General features: G+C 66.3%; 24 protein-coding genes. 12 read left to right on the top strand and 12 right to left on the bottom strand.

The genetic code is table 11. From position 1 onward, the window contains the following. Positions 1-45: 45 nt before the first annotated feature. The 4 genes from HCA61_RS14785 to crcB all read left to right on the top strand — a co-directional run bounded on the left by HCA61_RS14785 (position 46) and on the right by crcB (position 2181). Positions 46-903, top strand: coding sequence for an alpha/beta hydrolase (locus HCA61_RS14785; protein ID WP_240959568.1), 858 nt, complete (start codon positions 46-48; stop codon positions 901-903). A 252-nt stretch (positions 904-1155) separates the two neighbouring features. Further along, positions 1156-1335, top strand: coding sequence for a hypothetical protein (locus tag HCA61_RS14780; RefSeq protein ID WP_169688963.1), 180 nt, complete (start codon positions 1156-1158; stop codon positions 1333-1335). A gap of 43 nt (positions 1336-1378) precedes the next feature. Further along, the gene (locus HCA61_RS14775) at positions 1379-1813 is read left to right on the top strand and encodes a CrcB family protein (RefSeq protein WP_169688962.1); all 435 of its coding nucleotides are present in this window, start codon (positions 1379-1381) and stop codon (positions 1811-1813) included. Continuing rightward, on the top strand, positions 1813-2181 hold the full coding sequence (gene crcB / locus HCA61_RS14770; protein WP_206040139.1) for a fluoride efflux transporter CrcB: 369 nt from the start codon (positions 1813-1815) through the stop codon (positions 2179-2181). Before HCA61_RS14775 ends, crcB begins: the two co-directional genes overlap by 1 nt. Before the next feature lie 392 nt (positions 2182-2573). On the opposite strand, the gene HCA61_RS14765 is transcribed toward crcB, so the two are convergent. Continuing rightward, positions 2574-4883, bottom strand: a complete 2310-nt coding sequence (locus HCA61_RS14765) for an ATP-binding protein (RefSeq protein WP_169688960.1) — start codon at positions 4881-4883, stop codon at positions 2574-2576. 264 nt (positions 4884-5147) lie between these two features. Between HCA61_RS14765 and HCA61_RS14760 the strand changes: the two genes are divergently transcribed. Next, the gene (locus tag HCA61_RS14760; RefSeq protein ID WP_169688959.1) at positions 5148-6101 is read left to right on the top strand and encodes a LysR family transcriptional regulator; all 954 of its coding nucleotides are present in this window, start codon (positions 5148-5150) and stop codon (positions 6099-6101) included. 36 nt (positions 6102-6137) lie between these two features. Here HCA61_RS14760 and HCA61_RS14755 read toward each other — a convergent pair whose 3' ends face one another. Genes HCA61_RS14755 through HCA61_RS14740 form a run of 4 tightly spaced genes read right to left on the bottom strand, consistent with a single transcriptional unit; the run spans position 6138 to position 10594 of the window. Beyond that, positions 6138-6836 (bottom strand): SRPBCC family protein, encoded by a 699-nt coding sequence (locus tag HCA61_RS14755; RefSeq protein WP_169688958.1) that lies wholly within the window; start codon positions 6834-6836, stop codon positions 6138-6140. Positions 6837-6867: 31 nt separating this feature from the next. Then, positions 6868-7722, bottom strand: a complete 855-nt coding sequence (locus HCA61_RS14750; protein ID WP_169688957.1) for a xanthine dehydrogenase family protein subunit M — start codon at positions 7720-7722, stop codon at positions 6868-6870. Further along, positions 7719-10112, bottom strand: a complete 2394-nt coding sequence (locus tag HCA61_RS14745; protein WP_169688956.1) for a xanthine dehydrogenase family protein molybdopterin-binding subunit — start codon at positions 10110-10112, stop codon at positions 7719-7721. The genes HCA61_RS14750 and HCA61_RS14745 overlap by 4 nt, the downstream gene beginning before the upstream one ends. Then, positions 10109-10594 carry a (2Fe-2S)-binding protein gene (locus tag HCA61_RS14740; protein WP_169688955.1) on the bottom strand — a complete coding sequence of 162 codons (486 nt, stop codon included), beginning with the start codon at positions 10592-10594 and terminating at the stop codon, positions 10109-10111. Before HCA61_RS14740 ends, HCA61_RS14745 begins: the two co-directional genes overlap by 4 nt. 158 nt (positions 10595-10752) lie before the next feature. On the opposite strand from HCA61_RS14740, the gene HCA61_RS14735 reads away from it, so the two are divergent. After that, positions 10753-11565, top strand: a complete 813-nt coding sequence (locus HCA61_RS14735; protein ID WP_169688954.1) for a mycofactocin-coupled SDR family oxidoreductase — start codon at positions 10753-10755, stop codon at positions 11563-11565. A gap of 70 nt (positions 11566-11635) precedes the next feature. Here the strand turns inward: HCA61_RS14735 and HCA61_RS14730 are convergent, their stop codons facing one another. The 6 genes from HCA61_RS14730 to HCA61_RS14705 form a co-directional block, all read right to left on the bottom strand. Beyond that, complete coding sequence (locus HCA61_RS14730) at positions 11636-12757, bottom strand: XdhC family protein (protein WP_169688953.1); 1122 nt, start codon at positions 12755-12757, stop codon at positions 11636-11638. Continuing rightward, positions 12750-13853: a VWA domain-containing protein gene (locus HCA61_RS14725; protein ID WP_169688952.1), complete on the bottom strand. Its 1104-nt coding sequence runs from the start codon at positions 13851-13853 to the stop codon at positions 12750-12752. Before HCA61_RS14725 ends, HCA61_RS14730 begins: the two co-directional genes overlap by 8 nt. Positions 13854-13857: 4 nt before the next feature. Beyond that, a complete protein-coding gene (locus HCA61_RS14720; protein ID WP_169689316.1) occupies positions 13858-14742 on the bottom strand; it encodes a MoxR family ATPase in 885 nt (294 codons plus the stop codon). Positions 14743-14828: 86 nt separating this feature from the next. Next, on the bottom strand, positions 14829-15611 hold the full coding sequence (locus tag HCA61_RS14715) for a type II CAAX endopeptidase family protein (protein ID WP_169688951.1): 783 nt from the start codon (positions 15609-15611) through the stop codon (positions 14829-14831). A 71-nt stretch (positions 15612-15682) separates the two neighbouring features. Beyond that, a complete protein-coding gene (locus HCA61_RS14710; protein ID WP_169688950.1) occupies positions 15683-16453 on the bottom strand; it encodes a thioesterase family protein in 771 nt (256 codons plus the stop codon). Between the two features lie 16 nt (positions 16454-16469). After that, entirely contained in the window at positions 16470-17090 is a 621-nt protein-coding gene (locus HCA61_RS14705; protein WP_169688949.1) for a TetR/AcrR family transcriptional regulator, read from the bottom strand. A 92-nt stretch (positions 17091-17182) separates the two neighbouring features. On the opposite strand from HCA61_RS14705, the gene HCA61_RS14700 reads away from it, so the two are divergent. Genes HCA61_RS14700 through HCA61_RS14680 form a run of 5 tightly spaced genes read left to right on the top strand, consistent with a single transcriptional unit; the run spans position 17183 to position 23268 of the window. Next, positions 17183-18778 carry a carboxyl transferase domain-containing protein gene (locus tag HCA61_RS14700; RefSeq protein WP_169688948.1) on the top strand — a complete coding sequence of 532 codons (1596 nt, stop codon included), beginning with the start codon at positions 17183-17185 and terminating at the stop codon, positions 18776-18778. 5 nt (positions 18779-18783) lie between these two features. Continuing rightward, positions 18784-20790 (top strand): acetyl/propionyl/methylcrotonyl-CoA carboxylase subunit alpha, encoded by a 2007-nt coding sequence (locus HCA61_RS14695; protein ID WP_169688947.1) that lies wholly within the window; start codon positions 18784-18786, stop codon positions 20788-20790. Then, complete coding sequence (locus HCA61_RS14690) at positions 20787-21974, top strand: acyl-CoA dehydrogenase family protein (RefSeq protein WP_169688946.1); 1188 nt, start codon at positions 20787-20789, stop codon at positions 21972-21974. The genes HCA61_RS14695 and HCA61_RS14690 overlap by 4 nt, the downstream gene beginning before the upstream one ends. After that, positions 21971-22453, top strand: a complete 483-nt coding sequence (locus HCA61_RS14685; protein WP_169688945.1) for a MaoC family dehydratase — start codon at positions 21971-21973, stop codon at positions 22451-22453. The genes HCA61_RS14690 and HCA61_RS14685 overlap by 4 nt, the downstream gene beginning before the upstream one ends. Next, positions 22450-23268, top strand: coding sequence for a CoA ester lyase (locus HCA61_RS14680; RefSeq protein ID WP_169688944.1), 819 nt, complete (start codon positions 22450-22452; stop codon positions 23266-23268). Before HCA61_RS14685 ends, HCA61_RS14680 begins: the two co-directional genes overlap by 4 nt. Positions 23269-23297: 29 nt before the next feature. Here the strand turns inward: HCA61_RS14680 and HCA61_RS14675 are convergent, their stop codons facing one another. Then, the gene (locus HCA61_RS14675) at positions 23298-24080 is read right to left on the bottom strand and encodes an IclR family transcriptional regulator (RefSeq protein WP_169688943.1); all 783 of its coding nucleotides are present in this window, start codon (positions 24078-24080) and stop codon (positions 23298-23300) included. 198 nt (positions 24081-24278) lie between these two features. On the opposite strand from HCA61_RS14675, the gene HCA61_RS14670 reads away from it, so the two are divergent. Next, on the top strand, positions 24279-24679 hold a 401-nt coding region (locus HCA61_RS14670), incomplete at its 3' end, for a CoA transferase subunit A (RefSeq protein WP_169688942.1).

The raw sequence follows: 24679 nt of genomic DNA, 5'->3' as shown, positions 1-24679 counted from the left end.
ACCTGTGAAGATGCAGCTCTGGTCCGGATCGGTGGGTGACTGGGAATGCTCACCAAGTCCCCGTACCGTTGTCCCGGCGATGACAGCGTCATCCATCACGCGTGTGCAGGAATGCTGTCGCACTGGCCGAGGCCCGTCGACGAGCAGGTAGCACGTACGTCCCTCGGAGAGACCCACGTGCTCAGCGTCGGGCCCGCGACGGGGCATCCGATCGTCGTCCTTGCGGGAGGTGACCTCCCTGCTGCGGGCCTGCGCGATCTGGCCGACTCGTTCGATCCGTCCCGGCGAGTGCTGCTCGTCGACCTGCCCGGCTTGCCGGGGGCCAGCGCATGCACCCGCCCTGAGGGCAACGTCCACGCCGCGTACGGCCGATGGCTCACGGAGATCCTCGATCTGCTGGAGATCGGCGTGGCACCGATCCTGGGGCTCGGATGGGCTGCGTCGGTTGCTGCTGCGATCACCGACGTGGAGCGGGTCGAGAAACTCGTCCTCGCCGCGCCCCTCGGACTGGTACCGCGTGCGCGTTGGCACCGCGCACTGATTCCGGGCCTCCAATGGCGCAATGAGCCGAACTTCGAGAACACCGAGCGTTACCTCCGCGCTCTCGCGGGTTCGGGCTTCGAGCCGGACGAGGCCACACTGCGGTGGTCGTGCCGCGTCGGTGCGTACTGCACGTCGCTGGCGGGGATGCCTCGTATCGGCCGGTCGCTGTGGCAGCGGTGGAACGGCCGCGCTGTGGAGCTCGTGGTGGGAGATCAGGACCCGCTCGTGCAGGTCGCCCCGCTGAGGAAGATCGCGAGCGAGATCGGCGCAACTGTCGAGGTCGTGCAGGGTGCGGGCCGCCTGCTCCCGCTCGAGGCGCCGGCGCTGCTTGCCGAGGAGATGTTCGCGCCGATCCGATGAGTCGGGCAGTGTGCTGGACGCGCGGATCCCTGTGTGAACGTCATGATTTCGCTCACTCATGGGTATCGGGGTCGTGTGCCCCACGCGGTGACCTGTCGGGTCCGCTGCCGCGCGCGGCGATGTGACTCACTTCGCATTCACATCCAAGTTACTCGGTGGTAGACCCGTAACGGACAACCTGTGTGTTCGGGAGCTCCGTCGTGGGCGCTCGGCCGTGCGCACTATCTGGCAGATCCGCACGAAAGGTCAAGCATGCTCTTCAGCGCGATGTTCCCCCTGGCCGGACGCAAGAGTCGTCCCGCACCGGCAGTGTCGTCCACGACGCCGTCGGCGGAGTCGCTGCGCGTGACCGCGTCGGCGCTGCGGGCGTGGGGTGCAGAGGTCGACGCTGACGAGCTCGAGGCCCGAGCTGCGCGAGTGGCCGCTTCATAGTTTCGGCGGTAGGTTCCTACTTCTCACGGGAAGGAACTGACCTGTGGTCGACGACCGAGGTGCCGCCGCATATCGCCGCCCGTCCGCGCTCGCGGCGGTCGCCGTCGGCGGTGCGCTCGGGACGCTCGGTCGTTACTACGCCGGCCTCGTGTTTCCTTCCTCGCCGCACGGCTGGCCGACCGCCACGTTCGCGGTCAATGTCGTGGGAGCCTTTGCTCTCGGTTTGTTGCTCGAGGCTCTGCTGCGAACAGGGCCTGATACGGGTCGTCGATACCTGCTTCGCCTTGCCGCGGGGACGGGCCTGCTCGGCGCATTCACGACATACAGCACCTTCGCCGTCGAAGTGACGACGTTCGGGCGTGACGGCAATCTCGTGCTCGCTGCGTCCTACGCGGTTCTCTCGGTGATTCTGGGCGTCTGTGCGGCGGGTATGGGCATTGCGGTGGGTGCGCGCCTTGGCCGGCGTGGCGCGTCGTGATGTCCCTGTGGGTGGCTCTTGCGGGAAGCCTCGGCGCGCTGGCGCGATTCGTGGTGGACGGGGAGATTCGCAATCGTCGGAGCCTGCAGTTCCCATGGTCGACGCTCGTGGTCAACGTGTCGGGATCGTTGTTGCTCGGGATTCTGATGGGCCTCGTCTTGCTCCACGACGCGGATCGGCGACTCGAAGTCGTCCTCGGCGTCGGATTCTGCGGCGGATACACCACATTCAGCACGGTGAGCGTAGAAACGGTGCGGCTGCTCGAGGAGGGCAGGTACCGCGCTGCGTTTTTCGGGGCCCTGGGGACCCTTGTCCTCGCGGTGGTGGCAGCGGCCGCTGGATTCGGAGCCGTCCGGCTCATGTCGTGACGGCGAGCGCCCTGAGGGGCGCGACGCCGGGCCACCCCCGACGGGTGCGTTTCGGCCCGGCGCCGCTGGTCTGTTACTCCCGTTGCCGGGATTACCACGACCGTAGGCGAATATAACGGAAAGGTCACGTCTTCATTGCGGCCATTTCCGGTGCAGGCTACGGGGTCCGCCACTATTTCTGCTGGTAGGAGTTGGAATCCGGCAACCGGGAGACCGAACGGTATTCTTTGAAATAAGTGTCTGCCGTCACTTTTTTCGGTGATGATTGCGAGAAGATCACGATCCGGAGGGGCATGTCGGACCGAGTCGGACGCTGTAGACATACGTGCGGCCGACGACAATGTCGTCAGCCGCACGTATGTCGGTATCGGTGGCTCGCGGTGAGCCCGGGCTCAGTCCTCGCGCCTGCTCGGCCACCGCTCGTGGAGGCGGCCGCGCTGGATGGTCGGGCTCGTGCCGGAGTTCTGCGAGCGCGGTGCTGGATCCTGCTGCCACTCACCGTCGACGTCTTGCCCCTGACCACCCTCGTACGGCTGCCCGTGCTGTGGGCCCTGACCGTACTGGGGTTCCGGCAAGTACTGGGCCTCGGAGTTGTAGTTGTACTGAGAGTCGGAGCCGTACTGGGGCTCAGGATCGAACTGCGCCTCAGGATCGAACTGAGCCTCAGGGTCGTACTGCGGGCTCGAGTCGTACTGCCCTGTGTTCTCGGAGAACGAATTCCTCGGCGGCTGCTGTCCTGCGGGCCGTTCGGAAATCTCCTGTGCGAGCGGGTACGGGTTGATCGCATGCTCGGTCTCGGTCGCCGATCGCTGCAGCCGCCGCGGACGGTCGATCTGGTACGTGTCGCTGACAGAGTTGCCCACGCCCTTGAGCAGTCGGATGGGCAGATAGACGCTCGCGGTGATGCCGGCGTTGGTCGTGGAGTCGAATGTCGGGCGCAGGCGCACCGTGATCCCGTTACGCGCAGCGAGGCGCGCGACCACGAACAGACCCATGCGTCGGGCGGCGCCCCAGCTGCCCTCGTCGTCGCTCGAGAGTCGATCGTTGACGTCGATCAGTTCCTCGCTCGGGATGCCGATTCCGCGGTCGGCGATCTCGAGCAGCAGCCCACCGTCGACCGCGCGGGAGAACGCGAATGCGACAGTGCTGTCCGGTGGGGAGGCGCGGAGCGCGTTGTCGAGGAGTTCGGCGACGAGGTGCACGATGTCGGTCACGGAGCTGCCGAGCAGGCTGCCTTCCGGTGCGTTACCGAAATCGACACGCTGGTAGTTCTCGACCTGGGAGACCGCGGCGCGGAGCACGTCGCTCAACGGGGTGTCGGGCACGCGTCCCATGCGCTGACGGGTGCCTGCGAGCACGAGCAGCGAATCGCCGGTGCGTCGCATACGTGCTGCAAGGTGGTCGAGCGCGAACAGGTTCTGGAGTCGTGTGGGGTCGCGTTCTTCGTGCTCGAGCGAGTCGATGAGCGTGAGCTGCTGCTCGACGAGGGTCTTGTTCCGCCGCGCAAGGGTTTCGAGCATCTCGTTGACCTGACGGCGAAGTGCTGCCTGCTCACCTGCGAGGCGGAGCGCACCCGCACCCATGTTGTCGACCGCGCGGGCGACCTCACCGATCTCCTCACGCGTGGTGACGCGGACCGGATCGAGATTGACCGTTTCGATGTCGGCGCCGTTCTTGATCGTCGCGATCGCTTCCGGCAGGCCGACTTCGGCAGCACGGAGGGTGTCGTTGCGGAGGCGTCGTAGCGGCCGGATCAGAGAAGCGGCAACAAGCAGGGCGAGGGCGAGGGCAAGCGTGAGGATGACCGTCACGCCGATGGCCGTTCCCCAGGCGTCGCGCTTGGCCGTGGACGCGAGATCGTCGAGGGTCGCGACGATGCGGGTACCTGCCCCGTCGACGACCTCCTGGTACATGGTCAGGGTCGCGAAGATGGAGTTGCGCAGTGCAGAGACGTCGGTGGACGCGTCGTCGATACCCGCGATGAGGGCTCGTCGCTGGTCCATCAGTCCATTGAGCTGGCTCGCCAGCTCGGGATCATTGACGCTCTCGAGGAACAGCGCGAGCTTGCCCGCCTCGGCGGCCTGCGCGTTGGTGAACATGAGGCTCGCCGCCTCGGACCCGTCCATGAGCGCCCCGAACGCGACGATCTGGTCGATGATCTCCCACTGGGTGTCCCAGGTGGAGAGGAGCAGGCCGGCATCGTCGAGCACCTGGGAGTCACCGGTCGAGTCGACGATGGTGCGGAATACCAGCGTGATCCGGGAGACGAATCCCTGGACCTGTTCGTGGAGAGCCTCACGCGATACTCCGCCTTGAGTGGCGCTCTGGTAGAGGGCCTCGCCTTCCTGGACAGCGCGCGACACTGCGCCCATGATCTTGGGATCCAGCTCGTTGTCGGCGAGGAACGCGTCGAGCGCCGGCTCGTTCTCGGAGATGATCGCCGCGGCGTTGTCGGTGGGCAGGTGGATCATGTTTGCCAGCGCAGCGCCTGCGACGCCCATGCTCCACTGTGCCAATGTGGGGATGATCGTCACCCGCTCGGCCTGCTCGGAGTAGTGCGTCGCCTCTTGGACGGTGTCGTACACGCGCAGTCCGCCGTAGAGCGAGGCTGCGATGAGGGGCACAGCGACAACCGCCGTGACCTTCTGCCACAGGCGCCAGTTGTCCGGTGTCGGCAGCCGTAGGTTGCGGAAGAGGCTCATGGGGGGTGGGTCTGGCCTTTCTGATCCGTGTCTCACACCGGCCGGGCCGAAATCGGGACCTTCCCCTGACAAAAGATCGGCAATCTAACACTCAACCAGTGAGATCTGGGCCAGATTAGGGCCGTGTCATGCGTTTATACAAATTGCATGTCCGATTTGGATATCAGGTATTCGATGTAACAGATACCGGACGTTCAGTATGTAACGGGCGACTGGGATAGGATCCCCCAGGCCGAGCAATCCCCCATGAAGAGGAGAAATGCGGTGGAACTGCGTCGAGTCGATCTGAATCTGCTCGTCGTCCTCGATGTCCTCCTCACCGAATGCAATGTGACGAAGGCTGCACGCCGACTGAACATGTCGCAACCCGCCACCAGCACCGCGCTTGCGCGCCTGCGCAAGCAGTTCGACGACCCACTTCTCGTCAAGAGCGGACGAACACTGCGGCCGACGCCGCGTGCACTCGCCCTCGCCGAACCGCTCCGCCGCGTGCTGTCCACCGTGGAACGCTCGATCCTCACTGTCCCCGAGTTCGATCCCGCGACAGCCGAGCGTGCCTTCACGCTCTTGACCGGGGACTACTCGGAGGTGACGCTGCTCCGGAATCTCCTGAGACGGAATCGGTACCGATCACACGGCATCAGGTTCGACATGCACCCACTGTCGATGGCCGGGATCGAGGCATTCCACAGCCACGAGGTCGACCTCGCCGTGGTGCCGGAACAACTTCTCGCCACATCCGAATTCGAACAGTGCCGTCGCCGGGTCGTCCTCCACGACCGATACGTCGGGGTCGTGTGGAGCGGACATCCGTACGCAGGTATCGAACTCACCGCGGATGTGCTCGCCGGCTACCCGCTGCTGTCCTATCTGCAGTACGGCGGCGACAAGAGCCTGAGCCGAACCCTGTCCCGGGCCGGGATCGGTACGAGGCCGTCCGCGACGACCACCAACATCGCGGTGTTGCCGTACGTGCTCGAGATGACCGACCTCGTGACGATCATTCCCGAGCGCATGGCACGGCGGATCGCCGGTGTGGCGCAGCTACGGATCCTCGAACCGAACTTCTCGCTGCCCGCCGTCCGTGAGTGGGCGGTGTGGCACGAGGAGTTCGACGACGACCCGGGCCACCGCTGGCTGCGCACCGAATTGTCGGTGATCGCCACACCCGATCTGGCTGCCGGACTCCACACCACACGCCTCTCCGCGGTGACCTGAAGGTCTTCCGGTCACCGCGGAGAGCGAGCGGTGCGGTCAGTTCGAGCGCTTGCGGAGGATCACCACGAGGATCACCGCGAGAATTGCGGCGATCCCCACGACCGGCGCGATGCGTTGCACGGCGGAACCGCTCGCATAGTGCATGAGGTCGAGCGGCTCGGCTTCGGGCTGCGCCGCCGGTGCCTGCGGCTTCGGTGCGCTCGCCGGTGCCGAAGGAGCGGTCGACGGAGCAGCAGTCGCCGGAGTGGAAGCGCTCGCGCCTGCGGCAGGAGCCTCCTCGGGCTCGGCTGCTCCCGGGCCGAGCTTCTCGGACAGGCACGCTGCGAACTGTTCGAGGATCTTGCCGCCGACGTCCGAGATCATGCCGCGGCCGAACTGCGCCGGCTTGCCCGTGATGGTCATGTCGGTGGTCACGGTGCCGTCGGTGTGGTCGCCCTCGCCGGTGAGCACGATGGTGATGGTGGCGCTGACGGTTCCGTTGCCCCTCGCGTCCTTCGCGTTCGCTTCGATGACTGCTCGCCTGGCCGACTCGTCCTTCTCGACGTAGACGCCGGTGCCCTTGTACGTGAGCGCGACCGGGCCCAGCTTGACCTTCACTGTGCCGGTGAAGGTGTCACCGTCCACACCGGTCAGTGTTGCCCCGGGCATGCAGGGAGCGACCTTCTCCGGGTCGAGCAGCGCGGCCCACACCTCGTCGACGGGTGCCGGTACGGACAGCTGGTGTTCGAGTTGCATCGATTCTCCTGCGTCGTTTCTGCGGGGCTACTCAGAGTCCCGCCGCGGTCGTCACGGCTCGCCGGGCGAGGACCGTCGCCAGGTGGCTTCGATACTCGGCGTCGGCATTGCCGTCGGTCATCGGATCGGTCCCGTCTGCCGCGTGTTCGGCGGCTGACGCGATCGTGTCGGCGGTGGCCGCTTGCCCGACGAGTGCTTCTTCGACCGCGCGGGCCCGTACGGGCACCGCCGCCATGTTCGTCAGGGCGACCTTCGCTTGTCGGATCGTGCCATTGTCGATGTCGATTGTCGCTGCGACACCCACGATCGACCATTGTTGCGCTGCACGATGGAACTTCTCATAGCGTGCCTGCCACCCCGTGTGCTTGGGAATGCGGATCTCCGCAAGGATTTCACCGGGCCGAACTGCGGTCGTGAAGTAGTCCTCGAAGAAGTCCGACGCCGTGACGGTGCGTGTACCGGACGCGCCGACGACGACGAATTCCGCGTCGAGCGCCAGAGCAGGAGCCGACAGGTCCCCTGCGGGATCGGCATGCACGAGCGCACCGCCCAACGTTCCGCGGTGGCGGATCTGCGGATCGGCGACGGTGGCGGTGGCCTCCGCCAGCAACTGTGCATGCCGGGCGACGAGCGGATCGTGCAGCACCTCGTAGTGCGTAGTGGTCGCGCCGATCACCAGGGTATCGCCGTCCTCGCGGATACCGCGCAGGTCAGAGACGCGACCGAGGTCGATGATGGTGGTCGGTGCTGCCATCCGGAGCCGCAGTACCGGCATCAGGCTCTGGCCTCCGGCCAGCACCTTGGCGTCTTCACCGGCTTCGTTCAGTGCCGAGACGGCCTCGTCGAGTGTGGTGGGAGCGGCGTACTCGAATTCAGCGGGAATCATCGGTTTGTCTCCTCGGCGGAACGGAGGGCGTGCCAGACCCGCATGGGCGTGCACGGCATGTCGATGGAACGAACCCCGAAGGGCCGGAGCGCGTCGAGTACGGAGTTGACCACGGCGGGTGTCGACGCGATCGTGCCTGCTTCACCGACTCCCTTGACTCCTAGCGGGTTTCCTGGAGCCGGTGTGTTGGTGCGGTCGGTGACGAAACTCGGGAGATCCACCGCCGTCGGCAGCAGATATTCGGCGAACGAGCCGCTGAGCAGTGTTCCGGACTCGTCGTGGACGGCCTCCTCGTACAACGCCTGAGAGATCCCCTGGGCCAGACCACCGTGCACCTGACCCTCCACGATGAGCGGGTTCACAACGTGCCCGATGTCGTCGACGCATACGTACTTGCGGATGCGTACGTGCCCCGTCTCGGTGTCGATCTCCACCGCACACAGGTGTGTGCCGTGCGGGAACGAAAAGTTGTCCGGATCGTACGTCGCTTCGGAATCGAGATTCGGCTCGACGCCGTCGGGTAGGTCGTGCGCGGCGAACACGGCGAGTGCGACGTCGGTCAGCGCAACGGACTTCTCGGTGCCCTTCACCTTGAACCGGCCGCCGGTGAATTCGAGATCGTCTTCCGCACATTCCATCAGGTGCGCCGCGATCGGCCGCGCCTTCGCCACGACTTTCTCGGCAGCCTTGACCACGGCGATACCACCGACAGCGAGCGAGCGTGACCCGTAGGTGTCGAGTCCACGGGGCGACGACTGGGTGTCGCCGTGCAGGATCTCGATATCGTCGAACGGAATTCCCAGCTGATCGGCGACGATCTGGCTCCACGCGGTCTCGTGTCCCTGGCCGTGGGCCGACGACCCGGTGACCACTTCGACCTTCCCTGTGGGCAGCATGCGGACAGCCGCGTGCTCCCACCCGCCTGCTCCGTACGACAGCGATCCGAGGACTCGAGACGGTGCCAGACCGCACATCTCGGTGAACGTCGACACCCCGATGCCGAGCTGAATCGGATCCTTCGATTCACGCCGTTGCGCCTGCTCACGGCGCAGGCCGTCGTAGTCGAACAGTTCCAGGGCCTTCGCAGTGGCCGCTTCGTAGTTGCCCGAGTCGTAGGTCAGGCCCGCCACCGAATCGAACGGGAACTCTTCGTGCTTGATCCAGTTCTTCTCACGTACTTCGATCGGGTCCATTGACAGTTCGACGGCGAGTTCGTCCATCATCCTTTCGATCGCGAACGTCGCCTCGGGGCGCCCCGCACCGCGGTATGCGTCGGTGGGCACCTTGTTGGTGAACACGTTCGTGCAGGTGAAGCGGTAGGAGTCGAACTTGTAGATTCCGGTGAACATGAACGCGCCGAGGATCGGCACCCCGGGCGTGACGAGACGCAGGTAGGCGCCCATGTCGGCGAGCAGCTCGACCTTGAAACCGGTGACGGTGCCGTCGCGCCGGGCGGCGAGCGTAAGTTTCTGAACCTGGTCGCGGCCGTGATGCGCCGCGACCATCGACTCGCTACGCGACTCGGTGTACTTGACCGGCTTGTGGAGTCTGCGCGCGATGAGCAGCGTGAGTACTTCTTCCGGAGTCACCTGCAGCTTGCCACCGAAGCCGCCGCCCACATCGGGTGCGATCACCCGCAACTTGTGCTCGGGAATGCCGAGCGACATCGCCAGCATCAGCTTGAGCACGTGTGGCACCTGGGTGGCCGACCACATGGTGATCTGCGTGGCAGTCGGATCGACGACCACCGATCGGGGTTCCATGAACGCAGGAATCAGGCGTTGCTGACGAAAGGTGCGTTCGATGAGAACTTCCGCGTCGCGGATCGCGTCCTCGACATTGCCCCCGCTGCCTGCTTCGGCGGAGTCGAATGTCCATGTGGCGCTGCGGTTGGTACCGAGGTCGGGGTGCACCAGTTCGGTATCGGCTGCCGCGTCGGTGAGGTCGAGCACCACCGGTAGGTCCTCGTAGTCGACGTCGATGGAATCGAGTGCGTCGTGTGCCTCGTAGGCGGTGCGTGCCACCACGACTGCGACTGCCTCACCGGCGAAGTTGACGGTGTCGACGGCCAGTGACGGCGCGGGCGGAGCCAGCTGGTCCTCGGTGATCGGCCACGCACACGGCAGGCTCCCCTGCTCTTCGGCGAGGTCGGCGCCCGTGTACACGGCGATGACGCCGGGCAGTGTCTTCGCCCCCTCCACATCGATGCCGGTGATGCGGGCGTGGGAGAAGGGACTGCGCAGGATCGCGGCATGCAGCATGCCGGGGAGAACGATGTTGTCCGTCCAGCGGGTCCGGCCGGTGAGGAGATGCTCGTCCTCCTTGCGGCGACGGGACTGCCCGATCTCGGGCTCCACCCCGCTGGCGCTGCGTGATTCGGTGGTGGTCATCGGGCATCCTCCGTCCGGGTTCCCTGCATACGCCGGGCAGCGTCCTGCGCGGCGGCCACGATGTTCTGATATCCCGTGCAACGACAGAGGTTTCCTTCGAGGCCGAGCCGGACCTGCTCCTCGTCGGGGTCGGGGTTCTCGTTCAGCAGGTCGACGGTCGCCATGATCATGCCGGGCGTGCAGTACCCGCACTGCAGCGCGTGTTTCTCGCGGAAGGCTTCTTGGACGGGGTGGAGCGCGCCGTCCTTCGCGAGGCCTTCGACCGTCGTGACAGCCCTGTCGTCGGCCTGCACGGCGAGCACCGAGCAGGACTTGACGCTCTTGCCGTCCAGCAGGACGGTGCACGCACCGCAGTTGCTGGTGTCGCATCCCACGACAGTGCCCACCTTGCCGAGTCGTTCCCGCAGGTAGTGGACGAGAAGGAGCCGGGGTTCGACGTCGTCGGTGTAGACCGCTCCGTCGACCGTGACCACGATGCGCATCGGACCTCCCAGTGCTTTCCGCAATCCCGTGTGTATGCCAGTGATATGAGTCACTGCCAGCTTCCTGTATCCCGCGCGTAGAAAGGAGGTGATTGACGGAAATCTCTCGGCCGCAGCAGCGCCGGCGGCCGAAGCTCCGACCGCGAGAGGAACTGCACATGGCCCGGCTCGACAACAAGATCGCGTTCATCACCGGAGTTGCCCGTGGCCAGGGCCGCGCCCACGCCGTACGGCTGGCCCGTGAGGGCGCGCAGATCGTCGGAATCGATCTCGCAGGCCCGCTACCCGGCGTCCCCTACGATTCCGCCACCCTCGACGACCTGGAGGAAACGCGGCGGCTCGTCGAGTCGGAAGGTGCGAAGGCGCAGCTGAAGCAGTGCGACGTCCGCGATCTCGACGGTATGAAAGCGGTGGTCGAGGAGGGAGTCGCGCAGTTCGGCGGTCTCGATGTGGTGGTCGCCAACGCCGGTATCTGCATTCCGCAGACGTGGGACGAGGTCACGCCCGAGAGCTTCCGCGACACCCTCGACATCAACGTCACCGGTGTGTGGAACACGATCACCGCGACCACGCCGCACCTGATCACCCGCGGCGGCGGGTCGATCGTCGTCACCAGCTCACTGGCCGGGGTGAAGCTGCAGCCGTTCATGGTGCACTACACCACCAGCAAGCACGCGCTCGTCGGCATGGCCCGCGCTTTCGCGGCAGAGCTCGGGCAACACGACATCCGCGTCAACAGCATCCATCCCGGCGCGGTGAACACCCCGATGGGGTCGGGAAGTATGCGTGAACGCATCGCGCAGACCGCGGAGTCCAATCCGCGCCTCGGCGGTATGACGATGCCGTTCCTGAACAAGTACATGGCGGAGGCCGACGAGATCTCGAACATGGTCGCGTTCCTGGCCTCCGACGAATCGGCGTTCGTCACCGCGCAGAGTCTGGCGATCGACGGCGGAGCCCAGTACTTCTGAGAACGGCTTTCGGCCGACGGCCGAATGTCACCTTCAGTCACGTCGACTGTACGAAGGTGACATTCGGTCATCAGCTGTCGTGTGTGTGGATCGGCCCTTGCCGGTCCGCGAGGCGTTGCCCCTGTCCGCCCCACCGCAGCGCGATGATCTCGGCGCCGATCGACACCGCGGTCTCTTCGGGGGTGCGGGCCCCGAGATCGAGGCCGATCGGCGAGCTCAGCTTGGCGATCTCTTCGTCGGTGATACCGATCTCGCGCAGGCGGGCGAGCCTGTCGTCGTGCGTGCGGCGTGAGCCCATCGCTCCCACGTAGGCGACATCGATTCGTAGCGCCACTTCGAGAAGCGGTACGTCGAACTTCGGGTCGTGGGTGAGCACCGCGATCACCGTGCGCTTGTCGACCCGGCCCGCTTCGTGTTCGGCGGCGAGATAGCGGTGCGGCCACTCGACGACCACCTCGTCGGCCGACGGGAAACGTGCGGGGGTCGCGAACACACCGCGCGCGTCGCACACCGTCACCCGATAGCCGAGAAAGGCACCGAGCGTGGCCATCGCGGCCGCGAAATCGATTGCCCCGAACACCAGTAGCCGGGGTCGCGGCTGGAATGCGTTGACGAACACGGACATACCTTCACCGCGTCGCTGACCATCGGGTCCGTAGTGCAGGGTCCCGGAACGGCCCACATCGAGCAGGCCGCGCGCATCGTCGGTGATCGCGTCCGTCATGCGGGCAGACGGCAGTTCGCCGTCGGACCGGTCCGGCCACACCACCATGCGGCGCCCGATCACGGTAGGGTCGGGATGTTCGGTGACGGTGGCGACCGCGACGGGTTCGCTCGCGTGGATCGAGTCGATGACGTCGCCGAGCGCGGTGAACTCCGCGGGGTCGATGCGTTCGACGAAGACGTCGATGATGCCGCCGCAGGTCAGGCCGACCGCGAAGGCGTCGTCGTCGGACACCCCGTATCGCTGCAGCACGGCGTTGCCGTCGCCGATGACGTCTCGGCCCAATTCGTAGACCGCGCCCTCGACGCATCCGCCGGACACGCTGCCCGTGACGGTGCCGTCGCCCGCGACGAGCATCGATGCGCCGGCCTCGCGTGGCGCGGACCGGAACGTCGAGACGACGGTGCCCAATGCGACGGTTTCTCCTGCGCGGTAGCGGCGCTCGAGTTCGTCGAGAACATCACGCACGATGGACCTCCTTCAGCAGTTCCTCCAACGTCGCAAGGCTGTGCCCGGCGAGCAGTCGGTCGAGGTGCGGGAGTGCGGCCGAGATCCCGGACTGGATGGGTTCGTAGCCGTCGGCGCCCGCATGGGGGTTGACCCACAGTACGGCGTGGGCGAGCCGGCGCAGTTGTGCCATCTGTTCGGCGAGCAGAGACGTGTCGCCGCGTTCCCAGCCGTCGGAGAAGACGACGACGACAGCGCCCCGGGCGATGCCTCGTCGGCCCCAACGGTCGAGGAACGCACGCAACGTGTCGCCGAGCCGGGTGCCGCCTGCCCAATCGGGAACGGTGCTCGATGCCGCGGCCAGCGCGCGTTCGGGGTCGCGGGCACGCATCGCACGCGACAGGCGGGTCATGCGTGTGCCGAGGGAGAACACTTCGGTGGCAGCAGGGTTGCTGCGGGTGACGACGTGCGCGAAACGCAGGAGTGCATCTGCGTAGGGGCTCATGGAGCCGGACACGTCGATGAGCAGTACCACCCGGCGCGGGCGGGTCGCGCGACTATGCCGGGCAGGCCGCACTGCTTCACCGCCCGCGGCGAGCATGGCACGCAGGGTGCGCCGCGGGTCGACGGTGCCGCGTCGCGACGGCCGCAGGCGCGCTGCGGGTCGTCTCGGTGGGCGGGGTTCGAGCAGCGTGAGCATCTCGTCGAGGTGGGCGCGTTCGGCCGGGGTGAGCTCGGCGATGTCGCGGTGCCGCAGGATCTCGGTGTCGTCGGCGGCGACCTGGAGTCGTGGCGAGTCGTCGCCTTCGCTGTCGGACCCACCCGGCGAGGTGAGCGCGGCAACCGTGGCGGTGCGCTGCTGCTGTCCGGTGGTGCGGGAGATGACGGGCAGGTCGCCGCCGAACCACGCTTCGAACGCGAGGTCGTAGCGGGGGATGTCGTCGGGGTCGCGGCAGAGGGTCGTGCGACCCGTCCAGTACACGTGCGCCGGGTTGCTCGCATCCACTTCGAGTAGGGCACGAACGTAGGCGTGCGTGGCGTCGAGTGTGACCGGGAGGCCGGCTTCTTCGAGGGCTCGCGCGAACCCTGCAACGCCGACGAGCGCACCGTCGCCCATGTGTTCAGCCTGCCAGGATCCGGTCGAGTCCGGCGCGCGCGACCCGTTCGAGGTCTTCGCGATACTTCAGGACAGCGCCGAGGGTTGCGGCAGCCGTCGCGGTGTCGAGCACGTCGCGGTCGAGTTCGATCAGCGCCCGTGCCCAGTCGAGGGATTCGGCGACACCCGGGGGTTTGAGCAGATCCGCGTCGCGGAGAGCGTGAACGGCACGGGCGATCTGTTCAGCGAGTGCCGCATCGATTCCGGGCAGACGTCTACGCAGGATCCCGATCTCGCGATCGAGGCCGGGGTGCTCGACCCAGTGGTAGAGGCAGCGTCGTTTGAGCGCGTCGTGCACCTCACGAGTGCGGTTGGACGTGAGTACGACGAGGGGCGGAACGCTTGCCCGGATCTCACCGAGTTCGGGGATGGTCACGGAGTTCTCGTCGAGAATCTGCAGCAGGAAGGCTTCGAATTCGTCGTCGGCGCGGTCGATTTCGTCGACGAGCAGCACACATGGCGCGTCGGTGAGTGCCTGCAGGAGTGGACGCGCGAGCAGGAATCGTTCGGTGTAGAGGGAGCGTTCGGCGGTGTCGGCGTCGAAGCTTCCTTCGCTGGCGGCTTCGAGCGTGCGTAGGTGCAGCAATTGCCGGGGGAAATCCCAGTCGTACAGTGCTTGCGACGCATCGATGCCCTCGTGGCACTGCAGCCGGATCAACGGCAGGTTCAGTGCTTCTGCAAGTGCGACGGCCAGGGAGGTCTTTCCCGTGCCGGGCTCTCCTTCACAGAACAGAGGCCTGCCCATGCGGAGCGCGAGGAACGCCGACATCGCGACACCCTCGTCGGCGAGGTAACCGGTCGATTCGAGTGCGGCCGTCAGGTCCTCGAGGGATCGAATATCCACCGTCATGTCTGCCATTCTGTGAGCCTAGAACCTCGTTCGCTCGGTGGGGAGCCTAGAACCTCGTTCACTCGGTGGGGAGCCTAGGACCTCACTCACTCGGTTGGGACGGATGCGGGCCGCGGGATGCGCGCCGGATCGTAATTCGTCATCCGCGTGGCGATGAGAACGACCGCGGTTGCTGCTGCGGCCGGTGCGATGAGGAGCCACGGGTCGTCGAAGCCGCCGGCGTCGGCGGTCACCAGGTTCAGGCCGAGGTGGATGAGCGTCGCCGGGATCATGCGCTGCGCGAAACTGCCCCGGGCGATCAGCACCATTGCGAGCCCCATCAGTGCCGTCGAGAGGGAAAATCCCGCGACGAACAGGGGGCCTTCCGACCAGTAGCCGACATGGGTCGCGCCGAACACTGCGCCGAGAAGCAGGGCAGCTACCCATCGGGACATCCGTGATTCGGCGAGATGCTGCAGCGTGCCGCGCCACCCGATCTCCTCGCCGAGGGCCCCGACGGCTTGCGCCACCAGCACCACCGCGAGCGGAACTCCGGCGACACCGATTCCGGAGCCGAACGAGAAGCCGGCTGCGACGAGTCCCGCGGTGAACACTGCAATCCACACGAGGGCGAGCACGGTGGGCCACACGATCGCGCGGGTGGCCACTGGCGGCCACGGCGCCGGAAGGTCGCGTCGCACTGCGAGCCACACGACGGCCGACGCGAGGGCAGGCGCAAGCATGACCAGCGCCAGCACATCCGTGGACAGGCCGGTCGCGTCCTGCACGATCGGGGCGGCGAGCCCACACACTGCCCACACGACGATCCAGAGCAGGACTGCACGCCACAGCAGGGGGCGCGAGATGTCGTGTACCGCGGTCCTGCTCACCCGATTCTCCTTGTCGCGTCGTACAGGATCGTCGACCCGACGGTACGGGAATCGGTGGTGTGGAGCAGAGTTCAGTTGGGGCGCACCGTGAGGATCTGCGACATCGTGCCGACCGGTCCGGCGGTGTCGTGCAGGACGCTGCTGGTCAGGCCGATGCCGTCGGCCCCGAACGAGACGGTGGTGTCGAAGCCGACCCAGTCACCCTGCGGCTGCCTGAACAGATGGGCGGTCAGATCGAGGTTGGGGAAGGCGACGGCCTTCGGGTCGGCGCGCACGGTCATGCCGTTGGAGATGTCGAAGAGCCGGACAGCGTGGGCGAGGTCGCTGACCTTCTCATCGGCGAGCAGCGGAATCGGGGTACGCACCCAGAACGAGGCTCGTCCAGGCTCTACCTGATCTCGCCGGACCTCCGCAGATTCGATGAACCCGCCCGGCCACACCTGCGAGGCGTCCCAGGGTTTCATCTCGTCCGGCGAGACGATCCGGGGTAGCGATGTGCCCTCGAGTGCATCGGTGGCACCCGGAGCCATGAGCCACGCCCGCAGTCGCACAGCGGCACGTCCGCCGTGGCTGAGCACGGCCTCGACGAGTTCGATGGTGCGGCCCGGACGCAGCACCGTCACCTCGGCATCCATATCGCCGATCGGAAGGACCCCGAGGATGTCGTAGGAGAGGCGGCCGATCACCAGGCCGTCGTTGCGCCGTGCGTCGCGGTCGCATTCGACGACGTGCGCGAGCAGTCCGAAGGCGGGCGCGATGTGCTGTTCCGTGATGTTCCATGCGCCACCCACATGCTCGGTTGCGCGGAAAGAGTGCTTCCCGGTGCGTTCGAAGTAGCTCATGACCGATCTCCTTGTCCTACTTATCCACACGTGTGGAGTCGAGTGCTGCGAGTGCCATCCGTCGCAGCACGGTGCGGGTGCTGCGCGGTGACCGAGGGTCGGCGCTGTGTGGTGTGGAGTTGATGAGCCCGAAGGTCGCATGCGCCATGGTGCGGGCGTCGGATTCGGCGAGTGCCGGATCGATACGGCACAGCACGCCCACCCAGATCTCGACGTAGCGGCGCTGCAGGGTACGGACCTGGCGTCGTCCCTCTTCGGTGAGTGAGTGCAGTTCGCGGTCCTGGACGCGGATGAGGTCCTGTTCTCCCAGCGCGAAGTCGAGGTGGAAGTCGACGAGGCCCTCGAGTGTCTCGCGGGGATCGGAGGTGCGCTCCTCGACCGCAGTGCCGCCGGCGAACAGGCGTCGGCTGATGTCGACGAGTATCTCGACAAGCAGTGCGTCCTTGTTGGGAAAGTGCCGGTAGACCGCTGGTCCGCTGATGCCGACGGCCGCCCCGAGATCTTCGAGCCGCACGCCGGTGAAGCCGCGCTCGGCGATCAGTCTCGCAGCGGCCACCAGTAGTTGCCGTCGCCGCTCGGCTTTCGCGAGTGACCGCGGCGTGAGCGTGGCCTGATCCACGTCGGTGGCCTGGTTCATGCGGAAACTCCACTCGATGTGGTGTGGACAACTCGGTTAATCATGACTAACCTAGTCTTTCAGTTAATGGTGATTAGGTCAAACAACCGAGGATGGTGACCGTGACAACCGCTCACGCTCTCTCGAAAACTAGCCGTGACCAGCACGAACAATTGGTCAGGGAACTCCGGGAGAAGCTTGCTGCTGCAGCCCTCGGGGGCAGCGAGAAATCCCGCGAACGCCACGTCGCGCGAGGGAAGCTGCTCCCCCGCGACCGCGTCGACGAGCTTCTCGACACCGGAAGCCCGTTCCTCGAGCTGTCCCCGCTCGCGGCGAACGGCATGTACGACGACGAGTGCCCCGGCGCCGGAGTCATCACCGGGATCGGCCGCGTCGCCGGTCGCGAGTGCGTGATCGTCGCGAACGACGCCACGGTCAAGGGCGGCACCTACTACCCGATCACCGTCAAGAAGCATCTGCGCGCGCAGGAAGTCGCGTTGCAGAACAAGCTGCCGTGCATCTACCTCGTCGACTCCGGTGGCGCCTTCCTGCCCCGGCAGGACGAGGTCTTCCCCGATCGCGAGCATTTCGGCCGCATCTTCTACAACCAGGCGACGATGAGCGCGCAGGGGATCCCGCAGATCGCGGCGGTCCTCGGTTCGTGCACCGCCGGCGGCGCCTACGTGCCCGCGATGAGCGACGAGGCCGTCATCGTCCGTAACCAGGGCACCATCTTCCTCGGCGGCCCGCCGCTGGTGAAGGCCGCGACCGGTGAGGTCGTCACGGCCGAAGAGCTCGGTGGCGGCGACCTGCATTCGAAGGTTTCCGGCGTCACCGACCACCTCGCCGAAGATGACCGCGACGCCCTGCGCATCGTGCGCAACATCGTCTCGACCCTCGGACCGCGCACCCCGCGCCCGTGGGACGTCGCACCGACCGCCGAACCCGACGCCGACCCGGCCGAACTCTACGACGTGGTCCCCACCGATTCGCGCACCCCGTACGACGTGCGCGAGGTCATCTCCCGGGTGGTCGACGGCTCCTCGTTCCACGAGTTCAAGGCCGAATACGGCAAGACCCTGGTCACCGGATTCGCGCGCATCCACGGCCACCCCGTCGGCATCATCGCCAACAACGGTGTGCTCTTCGGTGAATCTGCGCTCAAGGGCGCACATTTCATCGAGTTGTGCGACAAGCGCTCCGTTCCGCTGCTGTTCCTTCAGAACATCTCCGGATTCATGGTCGGCCGCGACTACGAGGCCGCCGGGATCGCCAAGCACGGCGCGAAGATGGTCACCGCCGTCGCGTGCGCCCGCGTTCCCAAGCTCACCGTCGTCGTCGGCGGTTCCTACGGCGCCGGCAACTACTCGATGTGCGGGCGCGCGTATTCGCCTCGCTTCCTGTGGATGTGGCCCAATGCCCGCATCTCGGTGATGGGTGGCGAGCAGGCCGCATCGGTCCTCGCGACCGTGCGTTCGGATCAGCTCGACGCATCGGGCAAGCCGTGGTCGGCCGACGACGAAGAAGCGTTCAAGGCCCCGATCCGTGAACAGTACGAAGACCAGGGCAACCCCTACTACTCCACCGCTCGGTTGTGGGACGACGGCATCATCGACCCCGCCGACACCAGAAAAGTTCTCGGACTGGCACTCTCGACGTGTGCGAACGCGCCGCTCGAGCCGGTCTCCTACGGCGTCTTCCGGATGTGAGCGAGATGAGTGACACGAAACGCATCGATACAGTACTGGTAGCCAACCGCGGAGAGATCGCCGTCCGCGTCATCCGCACGCTGCGGTCGATGGGCATCCGCTCAGTCGCAGTGTTCAGTGAGGCCGACCGCGACGCCCGGCACGTGCGCGAAGCCGACACCGCTGTACTCCTCGGGCCCGCCGCGGCCCGCGAGAGCTACCTGGTGATCGACAAGGTCATCGCCGCGGCAGTCGAAACCGGTGCGCAGGCGATCCACCCGGGCTACGGATTCCTGTCGGAGAACTCGGCTTTCGCTTCCGCGTGCGCCACGGCGGGTATCGCATTCCTCGGCCCGTCCGCCCACGCGATCGAGACCATGGGCGACAAGATCACGGCCAAGGGCGCGGTCTCGGAGTTCGATGTCCCCGTCGTCCCGGGTATCTCACGACCGGGCCTGACCGACGACGAGTTGATCGCCGGCGCCGCCGAAGTCGGCTACCCGGTGCTGGTCAAGCCGTCGGCCGGAGGTGGCGGCAAGGGCATGCGGCTGGTGCACGATCCCGCCGATCTTCCCGACGCCCTGGTCTCCGCGCGTCGCGAGGCCGCGTCGTCGTTCGGCGACGACACACTCTTCCTCGAGCGATTCGTACTGCGACCGCGACACATCGAGGTGCAGATCCTCGCCGACACCCACGGCAACGTCGTCCACCTCGGCGAGCGCGAATGCAGCCTGCAGCGTCGCCACCAGAAGGTCATCGAGGAAGCGCCGTCACCGCTGCTCGACGAGGCCACCCGCGCTCGTATCGGTGAAGCGGCCTGCAACACCGCGCGGAGCGTCGACTACACCGGCGCTGGCACCGTCGAGTTCATCGTCTCGGCCGACGCCCCCGACGAGTTCTTCTTCATGGAGATGAACACCCGCCTGCAGGTCGAGCATCCCGTCACCGAGATGGTCACCGGCCTCGACCTCGTCGAGTGGCAGGTGCGTGTCGCCGCCGGGGAGCCCCTCGGATTCACCCAGGACGACATCGCCCTCACCGGTCACGCCATCGAAGCCCGCGTGTACGCCGAGGATCCCGGTCGCGGGTTCCTGCCCACCGGCGGCACCGTCGCCGACGTGGTCGAAGCGTCCGGTCCCGGAGTGCGCGTCGACTCCGGTCTGCAGCCGGGAACCGTCGTCGGCAGTGATTACGACCCGATGCTCGCCAAGGTCATCGCGCACGCCGACGATCGTGCCGGAGCGCTGCGGCGCCTCGATCGCGCGCTCGCCGATACCGCGGTGCTCGGTGTGGTGACCAATATCGACTTCGCGCGGTTCCTGCTGGCCGATCCCGAGGTAGTGGCAGGCGCACTGGACACCGGCCTGCTCGATCGGCGGCTCGGCGACTACACCGCACCGCAGACCTCCGATGCCGCCCTGGTCGCTGCGGCCGTGCTTCGCTGGTTGCAGCACTGGCCCGACGACACCTCCGACCCGTGGGACATTCCCGACGGATGGCGCGTGGGCCCGCATGTGCCCACGAGTTATCGCCTTGCGTCCGGTGATCGCACCGCGCACGTGCGGCTCACCGGGACCCCCGTCTCCGGAATCGTGAATGTCGAAGATGGCAAAGAGTATTCGCTGTCCGCGACCCTGGACGGTTCGGTCCTCGCGGTCGTGCTCGACGGCCGCCGTCAGGTGTTCCGGGTCGCGGAGGTCGACGACGCGATCTGGCTCGCCGACGGACACGGCGCCGTCGCGGTCCGTGAGGTCCGCGAGGCCAGCGTGCGTGGCGGCGACGATCAGGCCGGCGACGCCGATATCACGAGCCCGATGCCGGGTTCCGTCATTGCCGTTCCCGTAGACGCAGGCGCCGAGGTCACCGCGGGCCAGACGATCGCAATCGTCGAAGCCATGAAGATGGAGCACGCGCTCACCGCCCCGATCGACGGCGTCGTCGAACTGTTCGCTGCCGCAGGCGAACAGGTCAAGGTCGATCAACTGCTCGCACGCATCACTCCGCACGCCGACACGAAAGAAGATGTGGCATGACCGAGCCGACAAACCACGGTTCCCCGTCGTACCTGGCCACCGGCCAACTCCCCGACGAATACGAACAGCTGAAGAAGTCCGTCGCTGACTTCGCGCGCACCGTCGTCGCGCCGGTCGCGGCCAAGCACGACGCCGAGCATTCGTTCCCGTACGAAGTGGTGCAGGGAATGGCGGATATGGGTCTGTTCGGTCTTCCCTTCCCCGAGGAGTACGGCGGAATGGGCGGCGACTATTTCGCCCTCTGCCTCGCACTCGAGGAACTCGGCAAGGTCGATCAGTCGGTCGCCATCACCCTCGAGGCGGGCGTCTCGCTCGGCGCGATGCCGGTCTACCGCTTCGGCACCGAGGAGCAGAAGCAGGAATGGCTGCCGCAGCTCACGAGTGGCCGCAACCTCGCGGCGTTCGGCCTGACCGAGCCCGGCGCCGGTAGCGATGCAGGAGGTACCAAGACCACCGCGAAGCTCGAGGACGGGCACTGGGTGATCAACGGCAACAAGCAGTTCATCACCAACTCCGGCACCGACATCACCTCTCTCGTCACGGTCACCGCGGTCACCGGGGCCGACGCGAACGGGAAGAAGGAGATCTCGACGATCCTCGTGCCCGCCGATACCCCCGGATTCACCGCGGAACCCGCCTACAACAAGGTCGGCTGGAATGCCTCCGACACCCACCCGCTGACCTTCGCCGATGTGCGCGTCCCCGAAGCGAACCTCCTCGGGCAGCGTGGTCGCGGCTACGCGAACTTCCTGCGCATTCTCGACGAGGGCCGCATCGCGATCGCGGCGCTGTCGGTCGGTGCCGCGCAGGGCTGCGTCGACGAATCGATCAAGTACGCCAAGGAGCGCGAAGCGTTCGGCACCGCGATCGGCAACAACCAGGCCATCGCATTCAAGATCGCGCGGATGGAAGCGCGTGCCCATACCGCTCGTACCGCCTACTACGACGCCGCGGCTGCCATGCTCGCCGGAAAGCCGTTCAAGAAGCAGGCGTCCATCGCGAAACTCGTTGCCTCCGAGGCGGCCATGGACAACGCGCGCGACGCCACGCAGATCCACGGCGGTTACGGGTTCATGAACGAATACGCCGTGGCCCGGCACTACCGCGACAGCAAGATCCTCGAAATCGGTGAGGGCACCACCGAGGTGCAGCTGATGCTCATCGCACGGGGGCTGGGACTGTGAGCGAGACCGAAAAGCGAATTACTCAGCGTGGTCTGTGGTTCGAAGAGTACGAGCTCGGCGCGATCTACGAGCATCGGCCGGGCCGCACCATCACCGAGGCCGACAACACGCTGTTCACGACGCAGACGATGAACACGCAGGCCCTGCACCTCGATGCCGCGTACGCTGCGGGGACGAGTTTCGGTGAGCGACTGGTGAACTCGATGTTCACCCTGTCCACGATGATCGGCCTGTCCGTCGCGCAGCTCACGCAGGGCACGATCGTCGCAAACCTCGGGTTCTCCGAAGTGTCGTTCCCGAAGCCGCTGTTCCACGGCGACACCCTCTACGTCGAGACGAAGATCCTCGACAAGCGTGAGTCGAAGAGTCGCCCAGGCGAAGGCATCGTCACCCTCGAGCACACGGGCCGCAACCAGCACGGCGATGTCGTCGGCATCGCGGTCCGTAAAACACTCGTACAGAAGAGGCCCACCTCATGACTTGGGAACTACCCGGCCCCGCATGGCTTTTCGTACCGGCCGACCGTCCCGAACGCTACGCCAAGGCAGCCGACCGCTCCGACGTCGTCATCATCGACCTCGAGGACGCCGTGTCGGCCGGCGACAAGCAGGCCGCCCGCGACGCACTCGTCGCCACCCCGCTCGACCCGGAACGCACAGTCGTGCGGGTCAACCCGGTGGGAACCGCCGATCACGAACTCGACCTCGAAGCGCTGCGTCGCACGTCCTACACCCGGGTGATGCTCCCGAAGTGTGAAAGCGCCGACGAAGTGCGCTCCCTCGAACTGCTCGAGGTCGTTGCTCTGATCGAGTCGCCGCTGGGAGTGCTCGCCGTCGAGGAGATCGCGAAGGCGGACAACACGATCGGTGTCATGTGGGGTGCCGAAGACCTTGTCGCGGGGCTCGGCGGCAACTCGAGCCGACACGCCGATGGAACCTACCGGGCTGTCGCGCAGCATGCTCGGTCGGTGTCGCTGCTCGCCGCGAAAGGTCATGCCTGCTGGGCGCTGGACTCGGTATACCTCGACATCAAGGACACCGATGGGTTGTACGAGGAATCCCTCGACACGGTGGCTGTCGGATTCGACATCAAGGTCGCGATTCACCCCGCTCAGATCGAGGTGATCCGCCGTGCGTTCGCGCCCACCGAGGAAGAAGCCGACTGGGCACGGCGCGTGCTTGCCGCCGCGCAAAGCCAGCGAGGCGTCTTCGATTTCGAGGGCAAGATGGTCGACGGCCCGATTCTGAAGCACGCCGAGCGGCTCCTTCAGCGGGTCCCGAGCCGCGCGGACTGACACTCGCCGGGCCGCTGATCCCGCAAGGGTCAGTGGCCCGGCTGCGGCCGTCGTCGTAGCAGTTGAGTGAGCCGGTGCGCCTGGTTCAGCAGTGACTCGCCGAGGCCGGCGCGGCGGTCGTCGCGGAAACGGCTTTCGACGCCGGTGATGCTGAGCGCCCACGTCGGGGTGTCGCGTGTGTCGAACACCGCCGCGCCCATCCCCCAACTGCCCTCGACGATGAGCGCCGGATTGACCGAGTACCCGGCCAAACGGGTAGCGGCGATGCGCTTCTCGATATCACCTCTCGCGTGGTCGGGCCCCCACTCCGTTGAGAGATCGGTTCTCGACAGATACGCGTCGATGTCCCGGTCGGGTAGATGCGACAGGATCGCCAGCCCCGCCGACGCCACGCCCAGCGGGAACCGGATCCCGATGTGCAGCACATGCGAACGCAGCGGAAAGCTGCCTTCCTCGACGGCCAGGCACACGGTCTCGTCACCACGCCGTGCGGAAAGATAGGCGCTCTCCCCGGTTTCCCGGGCGAGGTCGCGTAGGACGTCCCCTGCGAGTTCCGCGATGTCGTAGCGCGCGGCTGCGAGTGAACCGAGCAGATACAACTCCGGGCCCAATGTCCATCGCCCGTTGTCGCGGTGCCTGTCGACCAGTCCTTCGTCGGCGAGCGTGGCGAGCAGGCGGTGGACCGTCGGCCTGGCAAGATCGGTCTCGCGTGCGAGGTCGGACGTCGACACTCCGGCCGGTTCGTGGGCGGAGACGGCCCGCAGGAGTGCTGCAACCCTCCCGACCAACTGTCCCTGAGCGCCTGATGTCACAGGCTCAGCATACGTCCACTGAGTGAACACTCTCCGATGGCGTGTTCGTTCAGCGACCAATGTGCAATTTCAGCCCGCGATGCCCTTGCAATGTGATCACCCACACTATTAATTGGTACACAGCAAAGAAGGCGTGTTCACTCAGCGGACACATCTGCCCGGTGGCGATGTGTCCCATGGACCGGAGAGGTATTGGATTTGGCTTCCAAGGTATTCGAGACGCCCGAGGCCGCCGTTGCGGACATTCCGTCGGGTGCGCTGCTCGCCGTCGGCGGTTTCGGTCTGTGCGGTATCCCCGACGAGTTGATCAAGGCGATCGCCGCGGGCGACGCCACCGATTTCGAGGTGTTTTCCAACAATTGCGGTGTCGACGGGCACGGACTCGGGATTCTTCTCGGTGAGAAACGGATCCGGAGGGTCACCGCGTCGTACGTCGGTGAGAACAAGGAATTCGCACGCCAGTACCTCTCCGGTGAGCTCGAGGTGGAGTTGACACCGCAGGGCACCCTCGCGGAGAAGCTCCGCGCCGGTGGCGCCGGGATTCCGGCGTTCTTCACCCCCGCGGGTGTGGGTACCCCGATCTCCGAGGGCGGGTTGCC

Source organism: Rhodococcus sp. HNM0563 (assembly GCF_012726195.1).
Classification (GTDB): Bacteria; Actinomycetota; Actinomycetes; order Mycobacteriales; family Mycobacteriaceae; genus Rhodococcus.
This window is presented reverse-complemented; position numbering and strand designations above follow the sequence as displayed.